This window comes from Chryseobacterium jejuense (assembly GCF_900100075.1).
GTDB classification, from domain to species: domain Bacteria; phylum Bacteroidota; class Bacteroidia; order Flavobacteriales; family Weeksellaceae; genus Chryseobacterium; species Chryseobacterium jejuense.
The window spans coordinates 206,696-232,970 of record NZ_FNEG01000002.1; the positions used below are offsets into that span (position 1 = coordinate 206,696).

Annotated in this window: 24 protein-coding genes; 21 read left to right on the top strand and 3 right to left on the bottom strand. The window is 33.3% G+C overall.

From position 1 onward, the window contains the following. Positions 1 to 174: 174 nt before the first annotated feature. The 21 genes from BLS98_RS06520 to BLS98_RS06620 all read left to right on the top strand — a co-directional run bounded on the left by BLS98_RS06520 (position 175) and on the right by BLS98_RS06620 (position 22,600). A complete protein-coding gene (locus BLS98_RS06520; protein WP_089734776.1) occupies positions 175 to 1,488 on the top strand; it encodes a UDP-glucose dehydrogenase family protein in 1,314 nt (437 codons plus the stop codon). Between the two features lie 4 nt (positions 1,489 to 1,492). Next, positions 1,493 to 2,572 carry a dTDP-glucose 4,6-dehydratase gene (rfbB, locus tag BLS98_RS06525; RefSeq protein WP_089734778.1) on the top strand — a complete coding sequence of 360 codons (1,080 nt, stop codon included), beginning with the start codon at positions 1,493 to 1,495 and terminating at the stop codon, positions 2,570 to 2,572. Between the two features lie 206 nt (positions 2,573 to 2,778). Further along, positions 2,779 to 3,642 carry a glucose-1-phosphate thymidylyltransferase RfbA gene (gene rfbA, locus BLS98_RS06530; RefSeq protein WP_089734780.1) on the top strand — a complete coding sequence of 288 codons (864 nt, stop codon included), beginning with the start codon at positions 2,779 to 2,781 and terminating at the stop codon, positions 3,640 to 3,642. A 172-nt stretch (positions 3,643 to 3,814) separates the two neighbouring features. After that, the gene (locus BLS98_RS06535) at positions 3,815 to 4,663 is read left to right on the top strand and encodes an ABC transporter permease (RefSeq protein ID WP_089734782.1); all 849 of its coding nucleotides are present in this window, start codon (positions 3,815 to 3,817) and stop codon (positions 4,661 to 4,663) included. Between the two features lie 52 nt (positions 4,664 to 4,715). Continuing rightward, on the top strand, positions 4,716 to 5,957 hold the full coding sequence (locus BLS98_RS06540; protein ID WP_089734784.1) for an ABC transporter ATP-binding protein: 1,242 nt from the start codon (positions 4,716 to 4,718) through the stop codon (positions 5,955 to 5,957). Further along, the gene (locus BLS98_RS06545; protein WP_089734786.1) at positions 5,944 to 6,729 is read left to right on the top strand and encodes a class I SAM-dependent methyltransferase; all 786 of its coding nucleotides are present in this window, start codon (positions 5,944 to 5,946) and stop codon (positions 6,727 to 6,729) included. Before BLS98_RS06540 ends, BLS98_RS06545 begins: the two co-directional genes overlap by 14 nt. A gap of 122 nt (positions 6,730 to 6,851) precedes the next feature. Beyond that, positions 6,852 to 7,787 carry a glycosyltransferase family 2 protein gene (locus BLS98_RS06550; RefSeq protein ID WP_089734788.1) on the top strand — a complete coding sequence of 312 codons (936 nt, stop codon included), beginning with the start codon at positions 6,852 to 6,854 and terminating at the stop codon, positions 7,785 to 7,787. Then, positions 7,763 to 8,578 carry a glycosyltransferase family 2 protein gene (locus BLS98_RS06555; RefSeq protein WP_089734790.1) on the top strand — a complete coding sequence of 272 codons (816 nt, stop codon included), beginning with the start codon at positions 7,763 to 7,765 and terminating at the stop codon, positions 8,576 to 8,578. Before BLS98_RS06550 ends, BLS98_RS06555 begins: the two co-directional genes overlap by 25 nt. After that, positions 8,578 to 9,456, top strand: a complete 879-nt coding sequence (locus tag BLS98_RS06560) for a glycosyltransferase (protein ID WP_089734792.1) — start codon at positions 8,578 to 8,580, stop codon at positions 9,454 to 9,456. The genes BLS98_RS06555 and BLS98_RS06560 overlap by 1 nt, the downstream gene beginning before the upstream one ends. 9 nt (positions 9,457 to 9,465) lie before the next feature. Then, on the top strand, positions 9,466 to 10,134 hold the full coding sequence (locus BLS98_RS06565) for an NAD-dependent epimerase/dehydratase family protein (RefSeq protein ID WP_089734794.1): 669 nt from the start codon (positions 9,466 to 9,468) through the stop codon (positions 10,132 to 10,134). A gap of 1 nt (position 10,135) precedes the next feature. Continuing rightward, positions 10,136 to 11,077, top strand: a complete 942-nt coding sequence (locus tag BLS98_RS06570; RefSeq protein ID WP_089734795.1) for a glycosyltransferase family 2 protein — start codon at positions 10,136 to 10,138, stop codon at positions 11,075 to 11,077. Between the two features lie 10 nt (positions 11,078 to 11,087). Further along, the gene (locus BLS98_RS06575) at positions 11,088 to 12,242 is read left to right on the top strand and encodes a glycosyltransferase family protein (protein WP_089734796.1); all 1,155 of its coding nucleotides are present in this window, start codon (positions 11,088 to 11,090) and stop codon (positions 12,240 to 12,242) included. A 4-nt stretch (positions 12,243 to 12,246) separates the two neighbouring features. Beyond that, the gene (locus tag BLS98_RS06580) at positions 12,247 to 13,035 is read left to right on the top strand and encodes a glycosyltransferase family 2 protein (RefSeq protein ID WP_139166083.1); all 789 of its coding nucleotides are present in this window, start codon (positions 12,247 to 12,249) and stop codon (positions 13,033 to 13,035) included. Positions 13,036 to 13,045: 10 nt separating this feature from the next. Continuing rightward, positions 13,046 to 14,011 (top strand): glycosyltransferase family protein, encoded by a 966-nt coding sequence (locus BLS98_RS06585; RefSeq protein ID WP_089734800.1) that lies wholly within the window; start codon positions 13,046 to 13,048, stop codon positions 14,009 to 14,011. Between the two features lie 6 nt (positions 14,012 to 14,017). Then, positions 14,018 to 15,196: an acyltransferase family protein gene (locus BLS98_RS06590; protein ID WP_089734802.1), complete on the top strand. Its 1,179-nt coding sequence runs from the start codon at positions 14,018 to 14,020 to the stop codon at positions 15,194 to 15,196. Positions 15,197 to 15,511: 315 nt separating this feature from the next. Next, on the top strand, positions 15,512 to 16,435 hold the full coding sequence (locus BLS98_RS06595) for a glycosyltransferase family 2 protein (protein WP_089734805.1): 924 nt from the start codon (positions 15,512 to 15,514) through the stop codon (positions 16,433 to 16,435). Positions 16,436 to 16,481: 46 nt separating this feature from the next. Beyond that, entirely contained in the window at positions 16,482 to 18,278 is a 1,797-nt protein-coding gene (gene asnB / locus BLS98_RS06600; protein WP_089734808.1) for an asparagine synthase (glutamine-hydrolyzing), read from the top strand. Positions 18,279 to 18,329: 51 nt separating this feature from the next. After that, positions 18,330 to 19,265 carry a glycosyltransferase family 2 protein gene (locus tag BLS98_RS06605; RefSeq protein WP_089735690.1) on the top strand — a complete coding sequence of 312 codons (936 nt, stop codon included), beginning with the start codon at positions 18,330 to 18,332 and terminating at the stop codon, positions 19,263 to 19,265. A 2-nt stretch (positions 19,266 to 19,267) separates the two neighbouring features. Continuing rightward, complete coding sequence (locus BLS98_RS06610; RefSeq protein ID WP_089735692.1) at positions 19,268 to 20,200, top strand: glycosyltransferase family 2 protein; 933 nt, start codon at positions 19,268 to 19,270, stop codon at positions 20,198 to 20,200. A 275-nt stretch (positions 20,201 to 20,475) separates the two neighbouring features. Beyond that, positions 20,476 to 21,420: a glycosyltransferase family 2 protein gene (locus BLS98_RS06615; protein ID WP_089734810.1), complete on the top strand. Its 945-nt coding sequence runs from the start codon at positions 20,476 to 20,478 to the stop codon at positions 21,418 to 21,420. 238 nt (positions 21,421 to 21,658) lie between these two features. Further along, on the top strand, positions 21,659 to 22,600 hold the full coding sequence (locus BLS98_RS06620) for a glycosyltransferase family 2 protein (RefSeq protein ID WP_089734812.1): 942 nt from the start codon (positions 21,659 to 21,661) through the stop codon (positions 22,598 to 22,600). 10 nt (positions 22,601 to 22,610) lie between these two features. Here the strand turns inward: BLS98_RS06620 and BLS98_RS06625 are convergent, their stop codons facing one another. The 3 genes from BLS98_RS06625 to BLS98_RS06635 form a co-directional block, all read right to left on the bottom strand. After that, entirely contained in the window at positions 22,611 to 23,555 is a 945-nt protein-coding gene (locus tag BLS98_RS06625) for a hypothetical protein (protein WP_089734815.1), read from the bottom strand. After that, a complete protein-coding gene (locus BLS98_RS06630; RefSeq protein WP_089734817.1) occupies positions 23,530 to 24,963 on the bottom strand; it encodes an MBOAT family O-acyltransferase in 1,434 nt (477 codons plus the stop codon). Before BLS98_RS06630 ends, BLS98_RS06625 begins: the two co-directional genes overlap by 26 nt. 184 nt (positions 24,964 to 25,147) lie before the next feature. Next, positions 25,148 to 26,176, bottom strand: a complete 1,029-nt coding sequence (locus tag BLS98_RS06635; protein ID WP_111994874.1) for an acyltransferase family protein — start codon at positions 26,174 to 26,176, stop codon at positions 25,148 to 25,150. Between the last annotated feature and the right edge of the window lie 99 nt (positions 26,177 to 26,275).

The window sequence follows — 26,275 nt, forward strand, 5'->3', positions numbered from 1 at the left end:
TTGCGAAGCCTTCCCATTTTTTCCGTAAATCCATTGCAAATATACGCTTTTTTTCTAAAAATGCAAAATTATCTTATTATCAAGCAAATAGATCAAAATTCATTTACATTAAATTAAACAAGTACATGAAGGTATTTTTATTATTTTTGTCTTTGAATTTAAAAAACAAACATTTTGAATATAACGATTGTAGGAACAGGTTATGTAGGATTAGTTACAGGAACTACTCTTGCAGAGCTTGGCAATTCAGTATACTGTGTTGATATTGATGAAAAAAAAGTAGAAGGTATGAAAAACGGCATCGTTCCCATCTATGAGCCGAACCTTGAAGAGATGTTCCTTAGAAACATTCAATCTGAAAGATTGTTTTTCACTACCAATTTAAAAGAAGCTTTAGACAAAAGCGAAGTAATTTATCTGGCATTGCCAACACCTCCAGGAGAGGATGGTTCTGCAGATCTATCTTATGTATTAAAGGTAGCGAACGACATTGGAGAAATGATGACCGAGTACAAGGTTGTTGTTAATAAAAGTACGGTTCCTGTAGGCACGGCAGAAAGAGTAAGAGAAGCAATATCTTCTAAAACAAATATTAATTTTGATGTTGTTTCCAATCCTGAATTTTTAAGAGAAGGTTTTGCCGTTGAAGATTCTATGAACCCTTCAAGAGTAGTTGTAGGCGCCAGCTCTGAAAAGGCAAAAGATATTATGGCAAAAATTTATCAGCCATTTACAAATACCGGTATCCCTATCATTTTCATGGATGAAAAATCTTCTGAGCTCACCAAGTATGCGGCCAATTCATTCTTAGCTGTAAAGATTACCTTTATGAATGAAATTGCCAACTACTGTGAAAAAGTAGGTGCAGATGTAGATAAGGTAAGATTAGGAATGGGTAGTGATGACAGAATCGGGCACAGATTCCTATTCCCTGGTATCGGATATGGTGGTAGCTGCTTCCCTAAAGATGTAAAAGCTCTTATAAGATCAGGGAAACAGGAAAATTTCAACTTTCAGATCCTTGAAGCTACAGAAAACGTAAATACTTCTCAAAAAGTAATACTTGTTTCTGAAATTGAAAAATACTTCAGTGGAAATATTGAAGGAAAAAAGATCGCTATGTGGGGGCTTGCCTTCAAGGCTAATACAGATGACATCAGAGAGGCATCTTCTTTAGATAATATTGCTCTTTTATTAGAAAAAGGAGCAACAGTAGTAGCTTATGATGCTATTGCTGAAAACAATGTACAAAAACTTCTGGGAGACAAAATACAATACGCAAAAGGAATGTATGACGCACTAGAAGATGTAGACGCTTTATTTATTGCTACAGAATGGCCGGAATTCAAAAATCCTAATTTCGAGCTTATGGCTAGGAAAATGAAAAATAAAGTTATTTTTGATGGAAGGAATATGTATCCGTTAGAAATTCCAGAACAAAATGGATTCTATTATAAAAGTATAGGTAGAAAAACAATTACAAAATAAAGAAATGAAAAATATCATTATTACGGGAGGAGCAGGATTCATTGGATCCCATGTTGTAAGAGAATTTGTAAAAAACAATCCGGAAAGTATGATCATCAACCTTGATGCGCTTACTTATGCTGGAAATTTAGAGAATCTGAAAGATATTGAAAATGAGCCTAATTACGTTTTCGAAAAAGCAGATATTACAAAACCTGAAGAACTAAGAAGAGTTTTTGAAAAATATAACCCAGATGCAGTTGTACATTTAGCTGCAGAAAGTCACGTTGACAGAAGCATCACTGATCCGATGGCATTCATCAATACTAATGTAAACGGAACAGCCAACCTTCTTAATCTTTGTAAGGAATTCTGGACCTTAAACCCAGATCACACCCATGGAAGATTTCCAAATGAAAAAAGGACAAACCTTTTCTATCATGTTTCAACAGATGAAGTTTATGGAAGCTTAGGAGAAACTGGTTTCTTTTTAGAAACTACTTCTTATGATCCGCAATCTCCATACTCCGCATCAAAAGCTGCTTCAGATCATTTGGTAAGAGCCTATGGAAATACCTACGGAATGCCATTTATTGTTTCAAACTGTTCAAACAATTACGGACCGAACCATTTCCCGGAAAAATTAATTCCACTTTGTATCTCCAATATCATTAATGAAAGACCATTACCAATTTATGGAGATGGAAAATATACAAGAGACTGGTTATTTGTCATTGATCATGCAAGAGCAATTCATCAGATATTCAATGAAGCTAAAACCGGAGAAACTTACAATATCGGAGGATTCAACGAATGGCAAAATATTGATCTGGTAAAAGAATTGATTAAACAAATGGATGCTAAATTAGGAAAACCTGAAGGGCACTCTGAAAAATTAATCGCTTTTGTAAAGGACAGACCTGGTCATGATAAACGTTATGCTATTGATGCCAATAAATTAAACAAAGAGTTGGGTTGGAAACCATCTGTAACATTCGAAGAAGGATTAGGTAAAACGATTGACTGGTACCTTGAAAATAAAGAATGGCTGGAAAACGTAACCAGCGGAGATTATCAAAAGTATTACGAAAAACAATACAACTAAGAACAAATTCAATCATCAAAAATTTCAATTTTGATGATTTTAAACTTTCGTTACATAGTTCATTTTCTTTTATTAGAAAAAATTAAAAAAGAGTATGGTGGCCAATTGTCCAAAAAACAATTCAGCCCTTTTAATGACTCCTGCTATTGGTTTAAATATCAAAATCAGATGAACTATTTAATAGGGAATACCAAATAATAAAAAAGATGAAAGGAATAATATTAGCCGGAGGATCCGGAACAAGACTTTACCCTCTAACCATTGCTGTAAGCAAGCAATTAATGCCTGTTTATGATAAACCCATGATTTATTATCCATTATCCACCTTACTTTTAGCTGGAATTAAGGATATCCTTATCATTACGACTCCACATGACCAAGCTGGATTCATTAAATTGTTAGGCGATGGTTCTCAGATTGGTTGTAATATAGAATATGTCGTACAACCAAGCCCGGACGGACTGGCACAAGCCTTTATTCTGGGTGACAAATTTATAGGTAATGATCCTGCAGCACTTGTGTTAGGAGACAATATCTTCTACGGTTCTGAAATGGGAACTTTATTAAAAAACAAAACTAATCCGGATGGAGGTGTTGTTTTCGCGTACCACGTTGCAGACCCTGAAAGATATGGGGTTGTAGAATTTGATGCTAATTTCAAAGCTGTTTCTATTGAAGAAAAACCTTTAAAACCCAAATCTAATTATGCAGTACCCGGGTTATATTTTTACGATAACAATGTAGTGGAAATCGCTAAAAATATAAAACCATCTGAAAGAGGCGAATTGGAAATCACAGACATCAACAATGTTTATCTGAAAAATGCAAAACTTGAAGTAGGCGTTCTGGACAGAGGCACAGCATGGCTGGATACAGGAACTTTTGATTCACTTAATGATGCTTCAGAATTCGTAAGTGTTATTGAAAAAAGACAAGGCTTCAAAATTGGATGTATTGAGGAGATTGCTTTCAGAAATAAATTCATCAATGAAGAAAAATTACTGGAAACAGCTGTTAAATATGGAAAAAGTGGTTACGGTCAGTACTTGAAACAACTTGTTGGACAATAACCCTATCATTTATAAACATAACAAACTATTGGCTTTATAGTCAATAGTTTTTGTTCATAATAACAAATATCAATATATTAGTTGTTATTTTTTAGTTTTATGTAAACAATAATTTACAAGGTAAAAAATCCGGTAAGAATTAATTATTATAAATTTGTAAAAACTTACACAGATGAATGAACCACAGCAAAAGTGGACAGAAACTATTGAAGCCAATCATTCTTTATTTGATTTAAAACTCAAGGAAGTATGGCAATATAAGGATCTTATTTACATGTTTGTAAAGAGAGACTTCATATCAAGCTTCAAGCAAACCATTTTAGGACCAATCTGGTTTTTTATCAATCCCATCTTCACCACAATCACTTATCTGATTATTTTTGGAAGATTTGCGAAGTTACCTACAGATGGAGCTCCTGGTGTATTATTTTACCTTGCAGGAGTAACTTTATGGAATTATTTTTCCGGAGCGCTACTGGGGACAACGGCTACCTTTACAGGGAATGCCAATATCTTTGGTAAAGTGTATTTTCCAAGATTAGTAACTCCCATTTCAATTGTTATTTCAAACTTAATGCGGTTAAGTGTACAATTTCTCCTATTTCTGACTGTATGGGTATATTATCTTATCAACAATGAGATTTCTCCCAACTGGTGGGTTCTAGCAACACCTTTTTTACTCATCCTCATGGCTCTTTTTGCTCTGGGAGTGGGAATGATATTTTCAGCACTTACTACAAAATATAAGGATCTAAGTATGCTTTTAACATTCGGTATAAGCTTATATATGTATGCCACACCGGTAATTTATCCAGTATCTATGTTACCAGGATATTTCAAAAAACTAGCTAGCTTCAATCCATTAACAGGTATTTTCGAATGTTTCAAATATGGCTGGCTGGGAGTAGGAGATTTTTCTCCAACAATGTTAATTGTCAGTACCGTTATTATTTTAATTCTTCTTGTTATAGGAGTGGTTACCTTCAACAAGGTTGAAAAAACATTTATGGACACGGTATAAACTGTATTTTGAAGATAAAAACACCTGAATAAAAAATTTAAAACACTACAACATGCTAGCTTTAAAAGCAGAAAACATATCAAAACAATATCGTCTGGGCGAAGTGGGAACCGGTACTTTATCACATGACCTCAACAGATTTTGGCATAAGGTAAGAGGTAAAGAAGATCCTTATTTTAAGATTGGTGAAGCCAATGACCGAAGCTCCAAAGGAAACTCTGACTACGTTTGGTCACTCCGTGATATCAACTTTGAAATTGAACAAGGAGATGCTGTAGGAATAATAGGTAAAAATGGTGCTGGAAAATCAACACTTTTAAAACTTTTAAGTAAAGTAACTAAACCTACCACAGGTAAAATCTTTACAAATGGGAGAATAGCATCTCTATTAGAAGTAGGAACCGGCTTTCACCCTGAAATGACTGGCCGCGAAAATGTATTTCTAAATGGGGCAATTCTTGGAATGACGAGAAAAGAAATCAAGCGTAAATTTGATGAGATTGTAGATTTTTCGGGAGTAGAAAGGTATATTGACACTCCTGTTAAAAGATATTCTTCGGGAATGTACGTACGTCTCGCATTTGCTGTAGCTGCACATTTAGAGTCTGAAATTCTAATTGTTGACGAAGTATTAGCGGTAGGTGATGCAGAATTTCAGAAAAAATGTCTGGGAAAAATGGGTGATGTTACCAAAGGAGAAGGAAGAACTATTCTTTTCGTAAGTCATAACCTTCCCAGTATCTTACAGCTTTGTAAGAAAGGAATTCTTTTAGAACATGGGTTATTAAAAGAATCTGCAGATATTAGTACAATCATCAGCATGTACACCCATAATGCTGAAAGCGAAGATATCATTCCTAACTCTAACAAAGATGTCTACTTGAAATCTTTCAAATCATATACTGAAGATGACCTTGAAAGCAATTTACAAACGGCCAAAAATGGTGTTTTGGAATTTAATATTTATTCAAACAAAAATTTAAAAAACGTTAAAATAGGTATTGGTTTCAATGATGACATGGGTAACAGGCTATTCACTCCTTTCTCTGGTCATTTTCAAAAAATGTTTGATCTATCAATTGGAGAAAATACGATTTATTGCACATTAGATAATTTTCCATTAAAATCAGGCAAATATACCTGTGAAATTTACATTGGTGACAATACTGAAACACTTGACTACTACGATAAAGGACTCATAGTTAATGTAAAAGACAACTTCACCTTAGAAAAACCTGACTATTCGCAAGGATATTTTATAATAAACCAAAAATGGACAAATGAGAGAAAATAATATTGAAGAAGAACTATTCTGTACAAATTTTGAACTGAGAAATCTTTCCGATTTACTTGTATATGGAAAAGCAGAAAGATGGGTGTATGGCTTTATGTTAAAAAAATATGAAGATGAACATCTTGACCGATATAAATATGCACAAAACTATACAAAAGGTAAAAAAGTGTTGGATATTGCCTGCGGTTGTGGCTATGGAACTTATCTTCTTGCAAATAAAGGAGAAGCAGAGTCTATAATTGGTGTAGATTTAAGTAATGAAGCAGTTCGTTACGGAAATTATAGATATCCTCATCATAATTTGAAAAGATTAGTAGAAGATGGAGTACAATACAAAAACGAATACCCTTTTGATGTAATAGTAAGCTTTGAAACTATTGAGCATGTTCCCAACTACATTGACTTTATTGATAATTTATATAATAATTTAAGCAATGACGGCGTTTTATTAATTTCTACTCCTATTACTAAAATCACCAATACAAAACCCAACAACCCTTTTCACGTTATTGAATGGAACTTCTATGATTTCCATAAGCTGTTTTCAGATAAATTTGAAATCGTAGAGATCATGCTGCAGCAGGTAAAAATACCGGGTGAAAGAAAAAGAAAGGAATATACTCTTAAAAACCGTATACTAAACAGAATATCCCCGGAAGAGGTAATAAATATAACTGGAAAAGATTTTGAAAAATTTACCAATCAGTATGATATGAATCTATGCGATGAAGGGTATCAGTTATTGGTTTTGAAAAAAAAATCTAGTATTTAAATAAAAATATTTAATAATTATTCTGAAAAAAGAATCAGCTAAGTCTTGCATTGCGACTTTATTATTTGTACGCATGATTCATAGTTTTTAATCGGAAAGTGTAACATATAAAACCTGATAAAATGACGACTCAGAGTCATCAGAATAAACTGGCTATAGTTATCCCCTACTATAAGATAGATTTTTTTGAGGAAACCATAAAATCCGTTGCCAAACAACGCAATAAGAACTTTAGCTTGTATATAGGTAATGATGCAAGCCCCAATGACCCCCTGCCTATCATTCAAAAATATTTTGAAGCAGATGACTATCATTATTTTGATTATAAAAAAAATATTGGCGGTCAAAATCTAGCACTTCAGTGGGAGCGAATATTGGAAAATGTTCAGGAAGAATGGTTTCAGATATTAGGTGATGATGATATGATTTCTGAAAATTTCACAGAGGAGTTTTACCAAAATTTACCTTTAGTTGAAGACAAAAAAATCTCTGTCATTAAGTTTTCACATCAGTGGATTGATGAAAAAAATCAAGTAATAGAAAATTTTGATTATAATTTTTCGGAGCTAAAACCCTCAGATTTTTTTATCAAAAAATATACTCAAGAAATACGAAGTAGCCTCTCAGAAAACATCTTTAAGTTTGATAGCTATCAAAGAATTGGGTTTCAAAAAATTACGTTAGCTTGGGGAAGTGATGATTTGGCCATCTTGTTATTTTCTCAAGGAAATAATATTCTTTATACCAAGAACAGTAAAGTAAAGGTAAGAATTTCGGAATCCAGCATTTCAGGATCAGATCATTTGGATGATCAAAAGCTGAAGGCCCATTTTGAATTAAGAGAAATTCTGGTCACAAAATACTCATCATTATTTGATTACCAATTTATAGCCAACGTAGTAGAAGAATATTTAAGTTCCAGTAATTATAACACATATAATGCTCATTGTTCAGTAATATTCTTCTATCTTAAACATTTTAAAATTAAAGCTTTTTTAAAGGCTCTCAAAAAAATTTATTATATCAAAAGAAAATGGCGTCTAAAGTTTCCATCATAGTACCATGCTATAATCAAGAAAATTATCTTGATGAATGTCTGCAATCTGTATTAGATCAAACTTATTTGGATTGGGAATGTATTATAATTGATGATGGTTCTACAGACAACACAGAAAAAATTGTTAAAAATTGGTTAGATAAAGACTCAAGATTTAAATATTTTAAAAAAATAAACGGAGGTGTATCTTCGGCTAGGAATTTTGGAATAGAAAAAGCTAATGCAGAATGGATATTACCATTAGATGGTGATGATAAAATTGCATCTCAATACTTAGAATTTGCCTCTAACGAATTCTACAAAAATCCTGATGTGATTTATTGTAGGGCATCATTTTTTGGAAATAGCAACGAAGAATTTATTTTAGATAATTTTTCTTATGATCTTCTGCTTATGCATAATCTTATCTTTTGTTCCGCATTTTTCAAGAAAGCAGCTTGGGAAAAAACAATTGGATATGATACAAATCTTATTCACGGATTTGAGGATTGGGAATTTTGGATTGAACTCTTGAAAAATTCTAGTAAGAAAGTTATTTGTATGGATTATTTAGGTTTCTATTACAGAAGAAAAGATGTATCGAGGGATGTAAATATTAACAAAAATTTACATCAAAAACAAGAGGCTTTTAAGTACATATTCAATAAACACCAAAATGAATATTTTAAAATATACGGAACATTTTTTGATATCGTACGACAAAACAAAAAGTTACTAACGGACAATGAAAAATTAACTGAAGTTGTTAATGAACCTATTTTTAAAAAAATATTAAGAAAACTCCGTAAATAATGCTCTCCATTATAGTTTCATCATATCAGCAAAAATATTACGACCAACTTGTTAAAAATATTAACGAGACTATTGGCGATCATTTTCTTTATGAAATTATTCAAATATGGAATCCTGATTTAATGAGTATTACAAAAGCTTACAATATAGGAGCTAAAAAAAGTCAGTACGAGAATCTTCTGTTCCTTCATGAAGATATTATTTTTCATACCCAAAACTGGGGCGAAAAACTATTAAGTAGCCTGAACAAAGACAATACAGGAGTCATTGGAATAGCAGGTTCTTCTTATGTCCCTTCGGCCCCTTCAAGTTGGACAGTGGCAACAAAATATAATTTTATAAATATATTACAAGGAAATAAACAAAATACAGATTATACACATCTTCATTCCATGGCGGGAAATCTAATGAAAGCACTGGCTGTAGATGGTGTTTTTTTAGCCATAAAAAAAGAGAAATATCTTCAGATCAGATTTGATGAAAATCTAAAAGGGTTTCACGGCTATGATCTTGATTTTAGCCTGAGGACTTCCAAAAAATTTCAGAATTATGTTATAGACGATATTCTTATTCAACATTTTTCGGGAGGAAATCTAAATAAGATCTGGTTTGATACAAACATAGCTATTAAATTAAAATTAGGATCAAATTTCAACATACATACAGATTCTGAAGTCGAAAAAGATGTATTTAATAACTTTCTTTATCGTTATTTTACATATTACCTAATTAACCGAAAAAATATTTTGTTTACCTTGAAGTTTTATCCTAAAAAACTTACACTTAAGCATCATTTGGAAATAATGAAAAAATATCTTAGCTACATCAGACATTCTGGAGATATCAATAAAAAAATTAATTTAACACAAGGGGAATAATTAGATAATATGATCATAGGAAACGGGCTTATCGCTAATTCATTAAAAGACATAGATTCAGAGGATAATATTTTCTTTGCTTCAGGCGTTTCAAATTCCCTTGAAACCAGAAGCTCTGAGTTTGAAAGAGAATTTACTCTTTTAAAAAATACTCTGGAAAACACTGGCGATAGAAAATTGATATACTTTTCCACATTAAGTGTAAATGACCAGTCTAAACAGAATAGCCACTATGTTTTGCATAAACTGGCTATGGAAAATTATATTAAAAAAAATTCAGATAACTACCTCATTTTAAGAATAGGGAATATTGTAGGAAAAGGTGGAAACCCCAATACTCTTTTTAATTATTTAAACAATCAGATTACAAATACTCATAAATTTACAGTTCACAATAAAGCCAGAAGATTACTGATAGACATGGATGATATTACAAAATTCCTGGAAACCAACTGTATTCTTCTTGGTAATAATATTGTTAACTGTGCTTTTCCTTATTATTATGATTTAAAGGAAATTATCGGAGCTATTGAAAAGAAAACTCAGCAAAAAGGAATCTATTCGGAAAGTGATGAAGGAGATTTCTATAAAGTAGATTTTGGAGAAAACATCAACTCATTTTTCTCTGGAATAAGTCCAGAAGATTACTTAGAAACGCTAACTCAAAAGTATATTTAAGATGGCTAATATGTATATTATCATTGTTACTTATAATGCCATGAAATGGGCAGAAAGATGTTTTACCAGTTTACGAAAATCCAATATTCCCGTACAAACAATCGTTGTTGATAACGGCTCTACGGACGGCACTCAAGATTATATTAAAATAAACTTTCCTGAAGTTGATTTTATTCAGTCTCCGGAAAATTTAGGTTTTGGTAAAGCAAATAATATTGGTATTGAAAAAGCTTATAAACAAGGAGCCGATTTTTTTTATTTGATGAATCAGGATGCATGGATTTTCCCGAACAGTATAGAACAATTACTGGAAGTTTATCATCATTATCCCAACAAAGAGCAAATTGGCATCCTAAGTCCTATGCATTTGGACGGAAGCGAAAAAAAATTAGATCTCCATTTTGAAAATTATCTGGGAAAATATGCCAAAACAAACCGTTTAATTTCCGACCTATTTTTAAAACAGCAAAGTAAATGGTATGAAATAGATTTTGTAAACGCTGCCCATTGGTTATTACCTAAATCTACCATTGAAATCGTTGGTGGGTTCAATCCGTTTTATTTCCATTATGGCGAAGACTATGACTATTTAAATCGTGTTTTGTATAATAAAAAGAAAGTTATACTTTGTCCGGATAGCCTTGTAGTTCATGATACTAAGCAGCATAAAACGTTTCAAAGTCCCGAAGCCGCTTATAAAGAAAAATGGCTTTCATTGAGGTTACAAAAACAAACCCAATTTATGAATCCTGCATTTGACTTTGATCCAATAAAAATAAAAAAGCAATTATTATGGGATTTTTATAAATTCGCATTAAAAGGTTATACAAAAGAACGTATTGAGCAACGTGAAATGAATCAATATTTTTTACCTCGCTTACAAGAAATTCATGAGCATCGCCAACAAATTATTAACTCACCACACCCATTTTTAAATCTATAAAAATTTCTAAATGAGTAAAAAAATTCTTTTCGTTTGTTATGGAGATTCAAACTCTCCAAAAGCCTGGTCTAATGTACCGTTCCTTTTTTCTGAAAATTTAAAAAAGCAGGGATATGAAATTCTGCGTGTAGATCTCTCGCCTGCAACGAAATACGAAACCTTATGGAATAAATACCCGGGAAGAATTTTATCTCGATTTTTCCCGAGTCAACAATATGAATTTATTAAGACTCCTATTTCAAGGATGATAGCTTATAAAAAGATCAAGAAGGTTGTAAAAAATAACCCGGATCTTTATTTTGTTATTATATTGAGTTTCGATTTTTATAATAAATTCAGCAACACACCATCGCTATTATTTCACGATTGGAGTTATGACATGGTTATCTTAGATCGCTTAAAGAGGAAACCCTACTTCTTTGAAAAATGGTTTATCAAATATCAACATGAAGCCTTTAACAATTCCGAATTAGTAGTTTCACTTTTTAAAGATGCACAAAAAATCATTTCTGAACGCCATGGTAAAAAAGTACATCATCTCGGCAGTAATGTTGTTAATGATATAAACTTTAATAAGCCTACTTTTCAAGAAATTTTAGATAAGAAAAAAAAATCAGAAGAACTACTGCTTATTGGATCAATGAAATATTTATTAGGTGCGAGAAAGTTGGTAGAAGCGGTTAGAATTTTACAAAAAGATTTTCCTAATTTAACTTTAAATATAATTAATATTCCAAAAGATCGATTGTTGTTACAAAATACAGATCGAAACATAATTTGTTATGAATATTTGGATAAGGGAGATCCGGAACAAAATACCCAATACTACAATCTTATTACTAAAGCAAAAATTCTTGTAAATCCATCCGAAATTTGGGCTGCATATTCTAGTACAATTGAATGTATGTTTTACTACACGCCTATCATTATAAAACCTTATGAAGCTTTTGCTTTAGATTATGGAGAGAACAATGACTTCGGTATTTATCTTCAAAATACTGAAGTAAGTGATATTGTAGATAGTATACGAACAATTCTTACGATGAACGAAGAGCAGTATACGAAACTATGTTTAAGAGCTCATGAACTAGTAAAAGATCAAACTTGGGAAAGTTACACAACGAAAGTAATTGAACTGATGAATAATGTAGTAAATAAAAATTAACCCTTTGAAATCACTCCCTATCAGCATTTGCATTCTCTCCTGGAAAACAGGAAAAACACTGAGAAACACATTAAAGTCCTATCGGAAGTATGGTCTTCTGGATATGATTGATGATATTGTAATTCTTTTTCAGGAAGTAAGTGAGTCCGATAAAAAACTGGCAAATCAGTATAAAATCAGATATATAGGACTAAAAGATAATATCGGAATCGGAAAAGGAATGAAAATGTTGGCAGAAAATGCGGCTTGTGAAAATATTCTTTTTCTGGAGCATGACTTTGAGCTGATTGAAGATCAGGAAACCGTATTTTCCCGCCTTAAAAACGGATTAAAAATGCTTGACAATGGTTTTGATGTAGTTCGATATAGAAGCAGAAATACACCAGGCTATCCTCTTATTTCCATCAGGCATAAAGGAAATGAGCTGAATTATTATGATGACTGGCATGAATGTACTTCACCTCATCTCCTGGAATCCCTGCATTGGCTTGATCCTGCAATAGAATTTCCTGATAAAATACAAAAACAAGGTGAGTATTTTATTACCACCTCACGTTGGGCCAACTGGACCAATAATCCTTACCTTGTCAGAAAAAATTTCTTGCTTGATACCATTATCCCTTTCTCAGGAGAAACAGCTTCTTTAGAAAGAAATATTGCTGCCTGGTGGGTAAAACAAAATTTTAGGATTGCACAGGGAGAAGGACTTTTTAAACACAATGACCTTACCAAGTATCCGAAGAAAACCATTGTTCAAAAGATCATAGGAAGACTGAAAAATATATTTAAATAACACACCAAAGATGAAGATTCTTTTCCATGAGGATGAACTCAACTACAGAGGGACTTCCATAGCAGTATATGATTATGCAGATTTCAATGAGAGATATCTGGGCAATGAATCTATAATTGTCTACAATAAAAATTCAAAGACCAATCATCCATTAGGTGTTGAAAAATTTGAAAAAAGATTCCGTGTACATGGTTATTCAGACTTCAGTGAAGTGGATCAGCTTATCCGTGAGGATCATATAGATCTTTTTTATGCTATTAAAAATGGAAATATAGACGGTATAGATACCAAGGAATGTAAATCCGTAATCCATAGTGTTTTCAAACATTTTGAACCTCATGGAGACGTATATGCCTATGTTTCTGAATGGCTGAGCCAAGAGATGACAGATTCAACATATCCTTATGTTCCACACATGGTCAATTTTGATTCCCAAACTCATGAGAATTTAAGGGCAGAACTGAATATTCCAAAGAATGCAAAGGTTTTCGGATATTATGGCGGCCATATCAGCTTTAATATTCTTTTTGCTCAAAAAACTATTGAAAAAATAGCATCAAAATATAAAGATATCTATTTCATTTTTATGGGAGTAGATTCTTTCATCAAAAAGAAATGGTGGAAATCTGTTCCGTCAAACATCATCTTTCTTCCGCCAAGTTCAGATATTATCATGAAGCAAAAGTTCATCAATACCTGCAATGCTTTACTTCATGCACGGGAAAGAGGAGAAACTTTTGGAATTACCGTTGCTGAATTTGCCATTATGGATAAACCGGTGATTGCTTTTGCCAATCCTCCGGAAAAAGCTCACATCACCCATCTACAAGATCAGGCTTATTATTATAATGACAGTAAGGAGCTACAGAACATCATCCTGGATGCAGATCTCAGTTTATCTGCAAAAGAGCTTTATGAAAAATTTCTTCCTCATCCGGTAATGGATACTTTTAAAAAAGTTTTCATAGATCATTAATAACACATGCTAGTTAAAAGAATTTTCACCTTTGATATTGGCGATAATCGGATATTCGGATTGGATATTCTGAGAATGCTTGCCATTATGTTTGTGGTTATCAACCATAATGCTTCTCTCCTTCCATCATCAGTTTACACTTTTTTAGAATATTTCATTTTTGATGGTGTGTGCATATTCTTTGTTCTCAGTGGTTTCCTCATTGGAAATATCATCATCAAGTCTGTTGAAAAAAATGGATTCACCAGATATGAACTTTTCAATTTCTGGATAAGGAGATGGTTCCGTACTCTTCCGAACTATTATCTTTTTGTACTGATCCTTACGGTTTTAAGTGTACTTTTTGTGGGCAAATTTTCTCTTAAAGAGGTTTTCCCTTTTTTATTTTTCTGCCAGAATTTATTTCATGTCAATGATTCCTTTTTTGGAGAATCATGGAGCCTTTCCGTAGAAGAATGGTTTTATCTCAGCATTCCTCTTATTCTTTTCTGCTGTGTGAATTTATTTAAAATCAAATTCAAAAAATCGTTGCTTATTGTATCCATTTTTTTATTGTTGTTTTATACATTTCTCAGACATTACATGCACCACAACGGGCAATTGTATGAAATGGTTGATTTCCGTCGCGTGGTTATTATGAGAATAGATAATATTATGTATGGAGTAATTGGTGCCTATATCAGCTATTATTATCAGGAATTCTGGATGAAGCATAAATATAAATTTTTCATTGCCGGGATTGTATTGGTATTCATATGGAAAGTTCTCTTTTATATTTATACTGATATCAACAGCTTTTACTACGTTAATATTTTCTATCCCCTTTTTTGTACAGCTATATTCTGTCTCCTACCTTTAATGAGCCAGTATACCTTAAAAAAATATAATGTAGTAGCTACTGCCATCACTTATATAAGTTTAATTTCATACTCTTTATATCTGATTCATTATTCATTAATAAAAAAACTATTGATAGACCATATTTTTTCCTTCATTTTTGCCGGGGATTATTTAGAAGCTTATCTTCTTAAAAATACTTTTTATTGGGGCGCATCGCTCTTGGGGGCATTCCTTATTTATAAATACTTTGAGATGCCAACTACAAAACTGAGAGATCGTATTATGTTTAAATCTAATAAAAAGAGTAATTCTTCACCTTTAGAATTTTCAAAAAAGATTAATTAAAATGAAAATGAATTTTCTATACACTGTTAACAAGCTTTATTAGCCAATAAACAACAATTAGTCAGCACTAAAAAAGGATATTACAGCTATTCTATTGATTGTATTTAATTCATTATGGAAAATGCTGCTGTTTACAGCAGGCTTCCTTACCTTTCCGCCCATTGATTCCATGATAAAAAAAACTGTATTATTTTATCTACTTTAATTTTTTTTAAAATAGCAAGTCTACTATTTTTTGTATTTTAGAATCATTAATTTACTATATAAAATCACAGATTATTCATTAATCTGGAACAAAAAAATATTAAAATAAAAATGCCTCAGATTCATATTATTATTGTTACCTACAATGCCATGAAATGGGCAGAACGATGTTTTACCAGTTTAAGAAAATCATCTGTTCCTGTAAAGTGCTTTGTAATAGATAACGGATCTAAAGATGGTACTCAGGAATACATACAAAAGCATTTCCCGGAAGTAGATTTCACTCAGTCCGAATCTAATCTCGGATTTGGAAAAGCCAATAATATAGGCATTGAAAAAGCTTATAAAAATGGTGCTGATTTCTTCTATCTGATGAATCAGGATGCATGGCTCTATGAAGACAGTATGGAAAAGATGCTTGAAATATATAACAGCCATCCCAACAAAGACGAAATCGGGATTATAAGTCCTATTCACATTGATGGTTCAGAAAAATATCTAGACATCTTTCTGGATCAATATATTGCCAAGAATTATGAAAAGACAAGAATGATTTCAGATCTGTATTTTCAGACTTTAAAACCTTACTACGAAATTCACTTTGTAAATGCTGCTCATTGGCTGTTACCGAAAAAAACTATAGAAACCATAGGAGGATTTAATCCTTATTTTTTCCATTATGGGGAAGATGATGAGTACGTCAACAGAATTCATTTCCATCACAAGAAAGTTTTGCTGGTTCCGGGTAGTAAGGTGGTTCATGATGGAGTACAACTTCTCCATAAAATAGATTTTACCAAGTACGAAGATGTTCGGATAGAAATCAACACTTTGAATCCTAGCCTGCCCAATGCTTTACAACGGGAAAAAAAATCATTAAAGCAAAGCATGCTGAAGAATTTCATAACAGGAAATTTTGCACGATACAAAGAACTTTCTCTGAAATATAAAAAAATTGCAGGAGATAGTGAAAAATTAAGCAGCTTACGAAGTCAATTGGCTCAACCAGGCCCAAGTTTTCTGAATCTGTCGTAAATTAGCTGTACAAAAAATGAAAATTAATGATGAAAAATAATATATTATGTGTGGAATAGCGGGAATTATAAGCAGTAATGCCAGAAATTACCAGGAGGAAATCCGAAAGATGACAGATGCATTGGTTCACCGTGGTCCGGATTCTTCTCACTATGAATTTTATGAAAATGCCACACTAGGCCACCGCCGACTTTCTATTATAGACTTGTCTGATAATGGAAAGCAGCCTATGTTCTCCAATACTAAAAATGAATGTATTGTACTCAATGGAGAAATCTACGGTTATCAGGACATAAAAAGACAATATGCAGAGTATCCTTATCATGGAGGTTCTGATACAGAAGTTATTCTTGCCATGTATCAAAGGAAACAGGAAAACCTCATCCATGATCTTCCGGGAATGTTTGCATTTGCCATTTGGGATGAACAAAAACAACAGTTATTCTGTGCCAGAGACCGCTTTGGAGAAAAACCTTTTTATTATGCCATTGGGAAGAACAATGAATTTATTTTTGCATCAGAAATCAAAGCTATTTTAGCTTCTGGGCTTATCCAACCAAAAGTAAGCTCCCAGGCACTCTCCCACTACCTTCAATATGGGTATGTAAGTTCTCAACAGAGTATTTACAGCAATATTTATACACTTCCACCTGCACACCAACTGATCTGGAAAGACGGAAAATTCACAATTTCCCGTTATTATAGCCTGCCAGCCAAAGACAGGGTAATAAGTCTTTCCGATGCAAAGGAAGAATTTCTGTATCTGTTGAAAAATGCAGTAAAGAAGCAGCTTATTGCAGATGTAGAAGTAGGAAGTTTCCTAAGTGGAGGATTAGATTCTTCATCTGTTGTAGCGTTAGTAGATGAATTTTTACCTCATCAAACGACCATCAGCTTCGGATACGACCACAAAGACAACGAGTTGAAATATGCAAAGGAAATTGCCGACAAATACAAAACCAACCATATAGAAGTTCATGAAAAGAAATCTGACCTTGTCACTTCTTTACTAAAAATATCTCCATTTTTTGATGAGCCTTTTGCAGATGCTTCATTTATTCCTCATTATGAAATATGCAGAGCAGCCAGAAAAAATCTTACAGTTGTATTATCAGGAGATGTAGGAGATGAATTATTCGGAGGGTATCACTTTTACACCGTTGAGAATAAATTGAAGCAGCATTTCAGTTATAAAAATATCATCGCTCAATTCGGATTAAAGTTATACCAACAAATAAAACCGACATCTTTCCTTAGCAGGAAAAACGGAGAGTTTTCATCTATCATGGATTTCCATCTGAATGATGTAAGAAATGCTTTTAACAAGAAAGAACGTGATCTCCTTGGGGTTTCTTCAGATTATCTTCAGACTTATAGCTTTAATCCTAATCCGGACTCTCTTAACGATATCATGAGAGTAGATCTGGAAAACTACGTTCCTGCCAATATGATGGTAAAATCCGACAGGATGGCAATGGCAAATTCCCTGGAAGTGAGAACTCCATTCCTGGATCTGGATTTTGCAGAGTTTTGTATTCAATTACCCGATCAGCTGAAACTGAATGACAATAATGATAAAATCATTCTTCGTGAAGCAATGGGCTCTTATTGGACAGAAACCATCAGAAAACGCCATAAACAAGGATTTGGACTTGGAGTAAAAAGCTGGTTTGCAGAAGAAAACCTGATGAATTTTTCAAATGACTTGCTAAAAGACCCTAACCATAAGGTATTTAATTTTATTGATTTTAAAGCAGCTCAGAATTTCCTTGACAAAGATGAAAGACACTGGAATCTTTTACAGCTTGCATTATGGGCAGATAATAACAAAGCCATGTTGTAATATAATCAAATAGTTCTATTTGAATAAAAAGTTCCACTATAATTGATGAAAATGAAGATCTCAGTAATCATTCCCGTATACAATGCTGAAAAGTACATTTCGAAAGCCGTAGAATCAGCTTTACAGCTTGATGAAGTTTATGAAATAGTTTTAGTAGAAGATCAATCACCGGATCATGCACTTCAGCTATGCCATGAACTGACACAAAAACACAGCAGGGTAAAACTTTTTCAACATCCAGACCAGGGAAATCATGGTGCCGGAGCCAGCAGGAATTTGGGAATAGAAAAAGCAACAGGAGACTTTATTGCATTTTTGGATGCAGACGATTATTATCTCCCCAACCGATTTGATGCTGAAAAAGAACTTTTCAAAGATCCGAAGGTAGACGGAGTATTTAATGCTATTGGTACAGAATATTTAACCGAAAAAGGAAAAGAAGAATTTCAATCTAAATTTAAAGAAATATCTCTTAGTACTGTCAATTATCCAACCGAAGGCGAAGAAGTATTTAAAGGTCTTTTAAGTTTAACAACTAAAACTTTCGGCACGTCTTTTCATCTTAATTCACTTACTATAAGAAGAGCCGCTCTGGAAGCTCATCATATCCGATTCAATAAAGACCTTCGAGTCCATCAGGATTCGGAATTTATCATCAAACTGGCTTATCATTGTTACTTAAAAACAGGTAATATAACAGAGGCTGTTGCTATGAGAGGTATTCATGACGATAACAGAATCACTAAAATTGTAAAATACTCACCGCAATATAATCAAAGACAGTTTCTTTTATGGAAATCCCTAAACGACTGGGCTATATCCAATCATATTCCGACGGAAGCCAGAAAAAGAATTTATTTACAATATAAATCATTTGATCTTTCTTTGAAAAAAGGTCTCATTAAATACTGTACTATTTTAGGGGAAGCCCTTAAAAACCCTGAAATATTAAAGACCAAATATCGTTTCACTTACTACAATAGATGAAAATGAAGATCTCTGTAATTATTCCTGTATACAACGCAGAAAAATATATATCAAAAGCTGTAGAATCAGCCTTACAATTTGATGAAGTCTATGAAGTAATTCTGATAGAGGATCGCTCTCCAGACAATGCTCTTCAGGTGTGTAGAGAACTGGCTCAACAATATGATAGAGTAAAACTTTTCCAGCATCCTGACCAGGGCAATCATGGTGCAGGGGCAAGCAGAAATCTTGGACTGAATAAAGCTACCGGAGATTTCATTGCATTTTTGGATGCCGATGACTATTTTCTACCCAATAGATTTACAGCTGAAAAAGAACTTTTTAAAGATTCAAAAATAGATGGCGTTTTCAATGCCATTGGTACAGAATATCTTACTGAAAAAGGTAAGGAAGAATTCATGTCCAATATTAATGACAGCGAGCTTCTAACCGTTAATTATGCCGCGGAGGGAAAGGAGGTATTCAGAGGATTGCTTGGATTTACTTCTACGGCTTTTGGTTCATTTTTCACTTTAGATGCCCTTACGGTAAGAAGGCATTCACTTGAATCTAAAAATTTAAGATTTAATGAGGCTCTCCGACTTCATCAGGATTCAGATTTCATCATTAAACTTTCATATCTGTGCCATCTAAAATCTGGTATTATAGATCTTCCTGTAGCGATGCGGGGTATGCATGATGACAACAGAATCACTAAAATAATAAAGTATTCTCCACAGTATAACCAACGTCAATTCCTTTTCTGGAACTCACTCTACGAATGGTCTAATACCTTACCCCTTGAAACAGACATTACACAACATATCTATCTCCAGAAAAAAGCATTTGAGCTTTCAGGAAAAAAGGGTGTTTCAAAAAAAATAGGATTGTTGGCGGCTATTTTTAAAAATCCAAATATTCTGAGGACAAAATATAGATTTACTTATTTTCATTAATATATCAAATTAAGCTTTGTTCTTCCCATAATCAGGCAAAAAAAATAACGATAATAATCCCCATAAAGGAGAATTTTAACATATTTTTTCACTCTAAAAAGGAATTTATTATTAAAAATCATCACTCTGGTTACGTCTATGATGTTTGCCTATCATTTTATGGAAAAAAGAAGATCTTAATAGCATAAAATAAAATTAAAAGCTTAAATTTCGAATTCAAAAGGTACTAATAAAACGCAATTGTAATTCTAAATTTATTGTAAAAAGGAGAAGAAATGAGGATCTCAGTAGTTATTCCCGTTTATAATGCAGAAAAGTATATTTCCCAGGCAGTAGACTCTGTTCTTCAGTTTGATGAAGTACATGAGATTATTCTGATTGAAGATAAATCCCCTGACAATGCATTACAAATATGTCAGCAGCTAGCCGAAAAACATGAAAAAATAAAGCTGTACCAGCACCCTGATAAGAAAAACCATGGAGCTGGCCCAAGTAGGAATTTGGGAATTGAAAAATCAACCGGTGACTTTGTTGCCTTTCTTGACGCAGACGACTATTTTCTACCCAATAGATTTGATGCTGAAAAAGAACTGTTTAAAGATCCAAAAGTAGAAGGAGTTTACGGAGCCCTTGGAGTACATTATTATTCCGCAAAAGCAAAAGAACAGTATTATCAATTGTTTGGGGACAGGCTTACTACTGTTTATAAAAAATATGCTCCCAAAGATGTTTTTCCTGGTCAGCTCCATATGCTTGGACCTTTTGGGCTCTTCAGTATTGATACTTTAACTGTACGCAGAGAAGCTTTAATGAGCAAAGTAAAGCCCCTATTTAAACCCCATTTAAGACTTCATGAGGATACGGAATTCCTGTTCCGTCTTTCTTATTATCTTGATCTTTATCCTGGAATTCTGGACAAAGCTATCGCGGTAAGAGGCGTACATGAAGATAACAGAATTACAAAAGTAGACCTTCGTGTCATAGATCCTTCCGTTTCCCGAGCTATACTTTGGAAAGAAGTTGGCCTTTGGTCTCAGACTGAAAGCGAGATTTCTGAAGAGGTAAAAATTCACATCAAAAGGATGCACAGAAGTTTTGAAATTGCAAAAGCTCCATTACTGAAAAAATGGGGAATGATTATTAAATATTTCTTTACAGATTATAAAAGCATAAGGTCCGGTTTATACAATATCAATTTCCGGCATTCATTAATCTCTTAAAACAATAACCATACACTTCAAAATTTAAATTAAAACACAAAATCAAAAAAATTGTTGCAGGCTCATAGTTAAAGCCATCTGAAAACACTTTGTTCGGCAGACTTTTTGAATCAGAATTTCAATAAAGAGTATATCTATTTTTTAGTGTAAAAAAAAATCAGGTATAAGTCTTTATAATTAACTATCTTGCAACGCTTTTGCATACACGAATGATATAAAAAATTAAGTAAACCAAAAAATGAAAATTTCAGTAATTATTCCCGTTTACAACGCCGAAAAATATGTTTCCCAGGCGGTGGAATCTGCTCTGCAGTTTGATGAAGTTTGTGAAGTCATCCTGGTGGAAGACCAATCGCCAGATGATGCATTGGAGGTGTGTACACAACTTGCCGAAAAATATGACAGGGTAAAACTTTATCAGCATCCGGATAAAGGGAATCACGGCGCAGGCCCTACAAGAAATCTTGGAATAGAAAAATCCAGTGGAGATTTTATTTCATTTCTGGATGCAGACGATTATTTTCTTCCTAACAGATTTGATGCTGAAAAAGAACTTTTCAAAAAACCTGAAGTAGAAGGCGTTTATGGAGCGCTTGGTGTACATTATTATACTGAAAAAGCAAAAGAACAATACTACTCTTTATTTGGGGACCGATTAACCACTGTTTATAAAAGACATGAGCCTAGAGACGTATTTCCAGGACAAATCTATATGCTGGGAAGCTTTGGTCTCTTTAGTATTGATGCTTTAACGATCCGTAGGGATTCTTTAGTAAAAAAAATGGATTTTTTATTTAAATCCAGCCTAAGACTGCATCAGGATACGGAATTTTTATTCAGACTTTCTTATTATCTTAATCTCTACCCAGGAATTTTAGATAAAGCTATTGCAATAAGAGGCGTACATGAAGACAACAGAATTACACTGGTAGATTCTAAAAAGATAAATCCTGCAACTACACGGGTCCTATTATGGAAAGAAGTAGATGCATGGGCTGAAAATGAAAATACACTTCCTGAGCATGTAAAGCTTCACATCAACAGAATGTACCGCAGTTTTCAGATTGCCAACTCTCCCAATTCAAAAAAATGGGGAATGATTCTGAAGTATCTTGTAACAGACTACAAAAGCATACGGTCTGGGATTTATAACATTAATTTTAGAAATAATCTGTTCTAATTTTACAACTCTATTTGCTTCTACTCATTATAATAGAATCTGCAATCTGAGCAGTGAGTTTCTTACTGGATTCCTTATACATGTGATTTCCATCAGTATAATCATAATCTGCATAATTTTTTGAAAAATCAAACACCTTAACATTCTGCTTATGACCTATATCTTTCAATAATTTGCTGAAATGGGGATATTTTTTATTCTCAATTATCGTGAGGCTTTTGGATGTTGGTATACGAACAATATAGACAGACCCTTTGGTTCTTAAATAATTAATAATTTCATTAAAAGCTTTTAAACGAGCTGGCGACAGTTCTACCGTATTAGCCAGATTTATATAATCCATTTCCTTTACACGGGTTCTTGCAGCTACAGAATCCGCATTCATATCTATGGTAATTTCCATCCAGCCATCGTCATGAAGAAAACTATTTGATCTTCCAGCGTCCGCTCTTTCGGTGTAAATTTTAAACCAACTTCTTGTATAATGTTTCAAAAGATATTCATAATTGGGCGATCTGTCATACAAATACATATCATTCAAAGGAGAATGTACTTCAGGGAAATCCTTTTCGCTTTTAATGCTCTTATTCAATGAAAGATTCCATGGACCTACTGTTAAAATAAAAATACCATTTTTGGTTTCAGGATCTAATTTTCTTTTTAAGGCTTTAAAATAAACCTGGCCATAGGGAGACTGCACAATGTTCAAAGAAAAGTTATCAAAATCAGCAGAAAGTTTATTTTTTAAAATTCCCGGAACCACTCCCTGAGAGCCACGGGAATCTCCCAAGATGATATTCTGTGGTTTTTTAACCGCAAAATGCATATAGTTATCATCCGTATTGCCATCTGCATAAGATCCAAGAATTGCAAATACAATAAGTACTGCAACAAAATAAGGCACTATTTTAATTAAAAACTTCTTCATGCTAAAACTGAAAATAAATAAATTCATTATTCCCGAAGTTGGCATACCTGAGAATGATATAAATAACAATCAGATAGAAAATACGTCTTATCCAGGGTTGAAATCTTTTAATTTCCAATCCGTGGAAGTTTTCCCTGTTGATCCATTCTACTATCATCATAAATCCGATCAAGGCCAATACTTTTACGGGTAATGGATGCGGAATAGAAAGCAATTCACGGCTAAAAATTCTACCGATATAGTGAATCGCCTGACTTACAGATTCTGCTCTGAAAAATATCCATGCGATGCAGGTAACCAGAAAGGTGATCAGAATTTGGAAACATTCTCTAAAGGATGGCAGAAACTTCCCTTGCCCTGCAACTTCTATATTCTGCCGGTTTTTATTCATGATGAGCAAAGGCATAAAGTATAAAGCGTTGAGGCCGCCCCAGATCATAAACGTCCAGTTTGCCCCATGCCAGAATCCTGACACCAGGAAAATAATAAATGTGTTTCTAATCTTCATAGAAAGTCCACCTTTACTTCCTCCCAAAGGAATGTACAGATAGTCTCTGAACCATGAAGAAAGTGAAATATGCCATCTTCGCCAGAATTCTGCAATATCTCTGGAGAAATAAGGAAATGCAAAGTTTTTCAGCAATTCTATTCCAAATAATCTGGAAACTCCCAATGCAATGTCAGAATATCCGGAGAAATCCCCGTAAATCTGAAAGGCAAACAAAACAGCTCCTATTGCAAGCATTCCAGGACTTTCCGTTTGATAATTGTTAAATATCTCATTCACCAACGGAGCACAGTTATCAGCAATGACCATCTTTTTGAAAAATCCCCAAAGGATTTGCCGCATCCCATCCACCGCCTGCTCATAATTAAATGCTCTCTCCCGCTGTATCTGAGGTAAAAGATGAGTTGCTCTTTCTATAGGACCAGCCACAAGAAGAGGGAAATAACTTACAAAAACAGCGTAGTCTATAAAACTTCTCTCAGCTTTTATTCTTTTTTTATAGACATCAATCACATAAGACAGCCCATGAAATGTATAAAAGGAAATTCCTACAGGAAGTATAATATTGAGCAGCCAGACATTTACCTTGAAACCAAAGCCTCCCAGAAAATCTGCAAAACTTTCGACAAAGAAATTATAATACTTGAAGAATCCTAGAAAACCAAGGTTAATAACAATACTCAACGTAAGCCAGAATGTAGCTCCCCTATTCGTCTTGCTATTCTCTATTTTAATTCCTGAAACGTAATCCAAGCCAATGGAAAACAGGAGTAAAAAAAGGAATCTCCAATCCCAACAGGCATAAAAATAGAAACTGGCCAATAGCAGCAACCTGTTCTGTTCCTGAAATTTTCTATTGAAAACAAACCAATAGAGACAAAACACAATTGGTAAAAAAATAAGAAATCCGATTGAATTGAATAACATTGTCTTTATTTAGAAGTTAATAATCATTATACTTCCCTGCGACTTTATTACTCTGGCATCAATATTACAATTGTTGTGAACCCATGCAAATACGGAGTTCTCTACTGTGAAAATACCCTTCATTTTAAGTGGAACATTTGTTATTTCAATCATTGTGAGTGCTTTGTTACAAAAATAAAGATTTTTATCTGATCTTTACCCTTTTCAGATAATCTCTTAATGGCTTTTCAATAAATTGATAAAACAGAATACAGACTATAATAAGAACTACAATATAAATCCCGAATACAATATCAATAGAAAAATTATAATTACCCCACTTTAACACCTCTCTCAGGATATAGAGAACAGGAATATGGGTAATATATACGGCATAACTTGCCTCACCTAAATATTCCAGAGGCTTCCATGAAAACATCCTCGTTAATGTCCCATTATTTTTGGATATCAAAATAATAAGAGGGATAAAGAGCAATGCCATCAGCCCATTATGATAGAATAACGGAACAAAAATTAAGGACAATAATAAGAGTCCGAAAATAATAACTACCGGTACATCATAATTCTTCTGCCCCGAGTTTTTCACAAAAAATAATCCTGCAAGATTTCCCACCAGAAATTCATTAATATGCATAAGCGGAAAATAATACAGCAGCTCATGGCTTTCCGTATGAGGTCCTTTATAGTAAAATGAACCTGAATATAGAGTGCAAAATACCTGTGTTATGATCCAAATAATAACAGTGATTACCCAGATACTTTTGTTTCCTTTAGAATAAAAATAATTATACAGCAACGGGAACAGCAGATAAAAAAGAAACTCTACAGAAATAGACCAGCCTGGAAAATTAAGAATCATAGCCTCGCCCGGTATCCAGCTCTGGAGCCCAAACAAATATAAAAATCCTTTATAGATACTAAAGTTGGAATATCTGGTTACCAAATACAGCAGAAGTCCTAGCACATACAATGGATAAATCCTTGCAAACCGGTTTTTATAATAATCAAAATATTCAATCTTATCTTTTTTGTGGTACGCCACAATCATAATAAAACCTGAAAGAATGAAGAAGTAACTCACTCCTACATTGGCATTCAGGAATATCTTTGAAATATAATCGATTTTATATAAAAACAGATCTTTATTGAAATGGGAAATGACAATCGCCATAGCCGCAATAAATCTGGTAAATGTAATCTGACTTATCTTCATAAAAACCGTATAAACAGCTATATCATAAATTTATACACATATTTTTTTATCCGGAAATCTTTCCATATTAGGATTCCACCAAATATATCAATAAAAAGG

Coding starts and splice junctions, on each gene's coding strand:
- rfbB (WP_089734778.1), top strand. CDS start 1,493: ATGAAAAATATCATTATTACGGGAGGAGCAGGATTCATTGGATCCCAT.
- rfbA (WP_089734780.1), top strand. CDS start 2,779: ATGAAAGGAATAATATTAGCCGGAGGATCCGGAACAAGACTTTACCCT.
- BLS98_RS06535 (WP_089734782.1), top strand. CDS start 3,815: ATGAATGAACCACAGCAAAAGTGGACAGAAACTATTGAAGCCAATCAT.
- BLS98_RS06540 (WP_089734784.1), top strand. CDS start 4,716: ATGCTAGCTTTAAAAGCAGAAAACATATCAAAACAATATCGTCTGGGC.
- BLS98_RS06545 (WP_089734786.1), top strand. CDS start 5,944: ATGAGAGAAAATAATATTGAAGAAGAACTATTCTGTACAAATTTTGAA.
- BLS98_RS06550 (WP_089734788.1), top strand. CDS start 6,852: ATGACGACTCAGAGTCATCAGAATAAACTGGCTATAGTTATCCCCTAC.
- BLS98_RS06555 (WP_089734790.1), top strand. CDS start 7,763: ATGGCGTCTAAAGTTTCCATCATAGTACCATGCTATAATCAAGAAAAT.
- BLS98_RS06560 (WP_089734792.1), top strand. CDS start 8,578: ATGCTCTCCATTATAGTTTCATCATATCAGCAAAAATATTACGACCAA.
- BLS98_RS06565 (WP_089734794.1), top strand. CDS start 9,466: ATGATCATAGGAAACGGGCTTATCGCTAATTCATTAAAAGACATAGAT.
- BLS98_RS06570 (WP_089734795.1), top strand. CDS start 10,136: ATGGCTAATATGTATATTATCATTGTTACTTATAATGCCATGAAATGG.
- BLS98_RS06575 (WP_089734796.1), top strand. CDS start 11,088: ATGAGTAAAAAAATTCTTTTCGTTTGTTATGGAGATTCAAACTCTCCA.
- BLS98_RS06585 (WP_089734800.1), top strand. CDS start 13,046: ATGAAGATTCTTTTCCATGAGGATGAACTCAACTACAGAGGGACTTCC.
- BLS98_RS06590 (WP_089734802.1), top strand. CDS start 14,018: ATGCTAGTTAAAAGAATTTTCACCTTTGATATTGGCGATAATCGGATA.
- BLS98_RS06595 (WP_089734805.1), top strand. CDS start 15,512: ATGCCTCAGATTCATATTATTATTGTTACCTACAATGCCATGAAATGG.
- asnB (WP_089734808.1), top strand. CDS start 16,482: ATGTGTGGAATAGCGGGAATTATAAGCAGTAATGCCAGAAATTACCAG.
- BLS98_RS06605 (WP_089735690.1), top strand. CDS start 18,330: ATGAAGATCTCAGTAATCATTCCCGTATACAATGCTGAAAAGTACATT.
- BLS98_RS06610 (WP_089735692.1), top strand. CDS start 19,268: ATGAAGATCTCTGTAATTATTCCTGTATACAACGCAGAAAAATATATA.
- BLS98_RS06615 (WP_089734810.1), top strand. CDS start 20,476: ATGAGGATCTCAGTAGTTATTCCCGTTTATAATGCAGAAAAGTATATT.
- BLS98_RS06620 (WP_089734812.1), top strand. CDS start 21,659: ATGAAAATTTCAGTAATTATTCCCGTTTACAACGCCGAAAAATATGTT.
- BLS98_RS06625 (WP_089734815.1), bottom strand. CDS start 23,555: ATGAATTTATTTATTTTCAGTTTTAGCATGAAGAAGTTTTTAATTAAA.
- BLS98_RS06630 (WP_089734817.1), bottom strand. CDS start 24,963: ATGTTATTCAATTCAATCGGATTTCTTATTTTTTTACCAATTGTGTTT.
- BLS98_RS06635 (WP_111994874.1), bottom strand. CDS start 26,176: ATGAAGATAAGTCAGATTACATTTACCAGATTTATTGCGGCTATGGCG.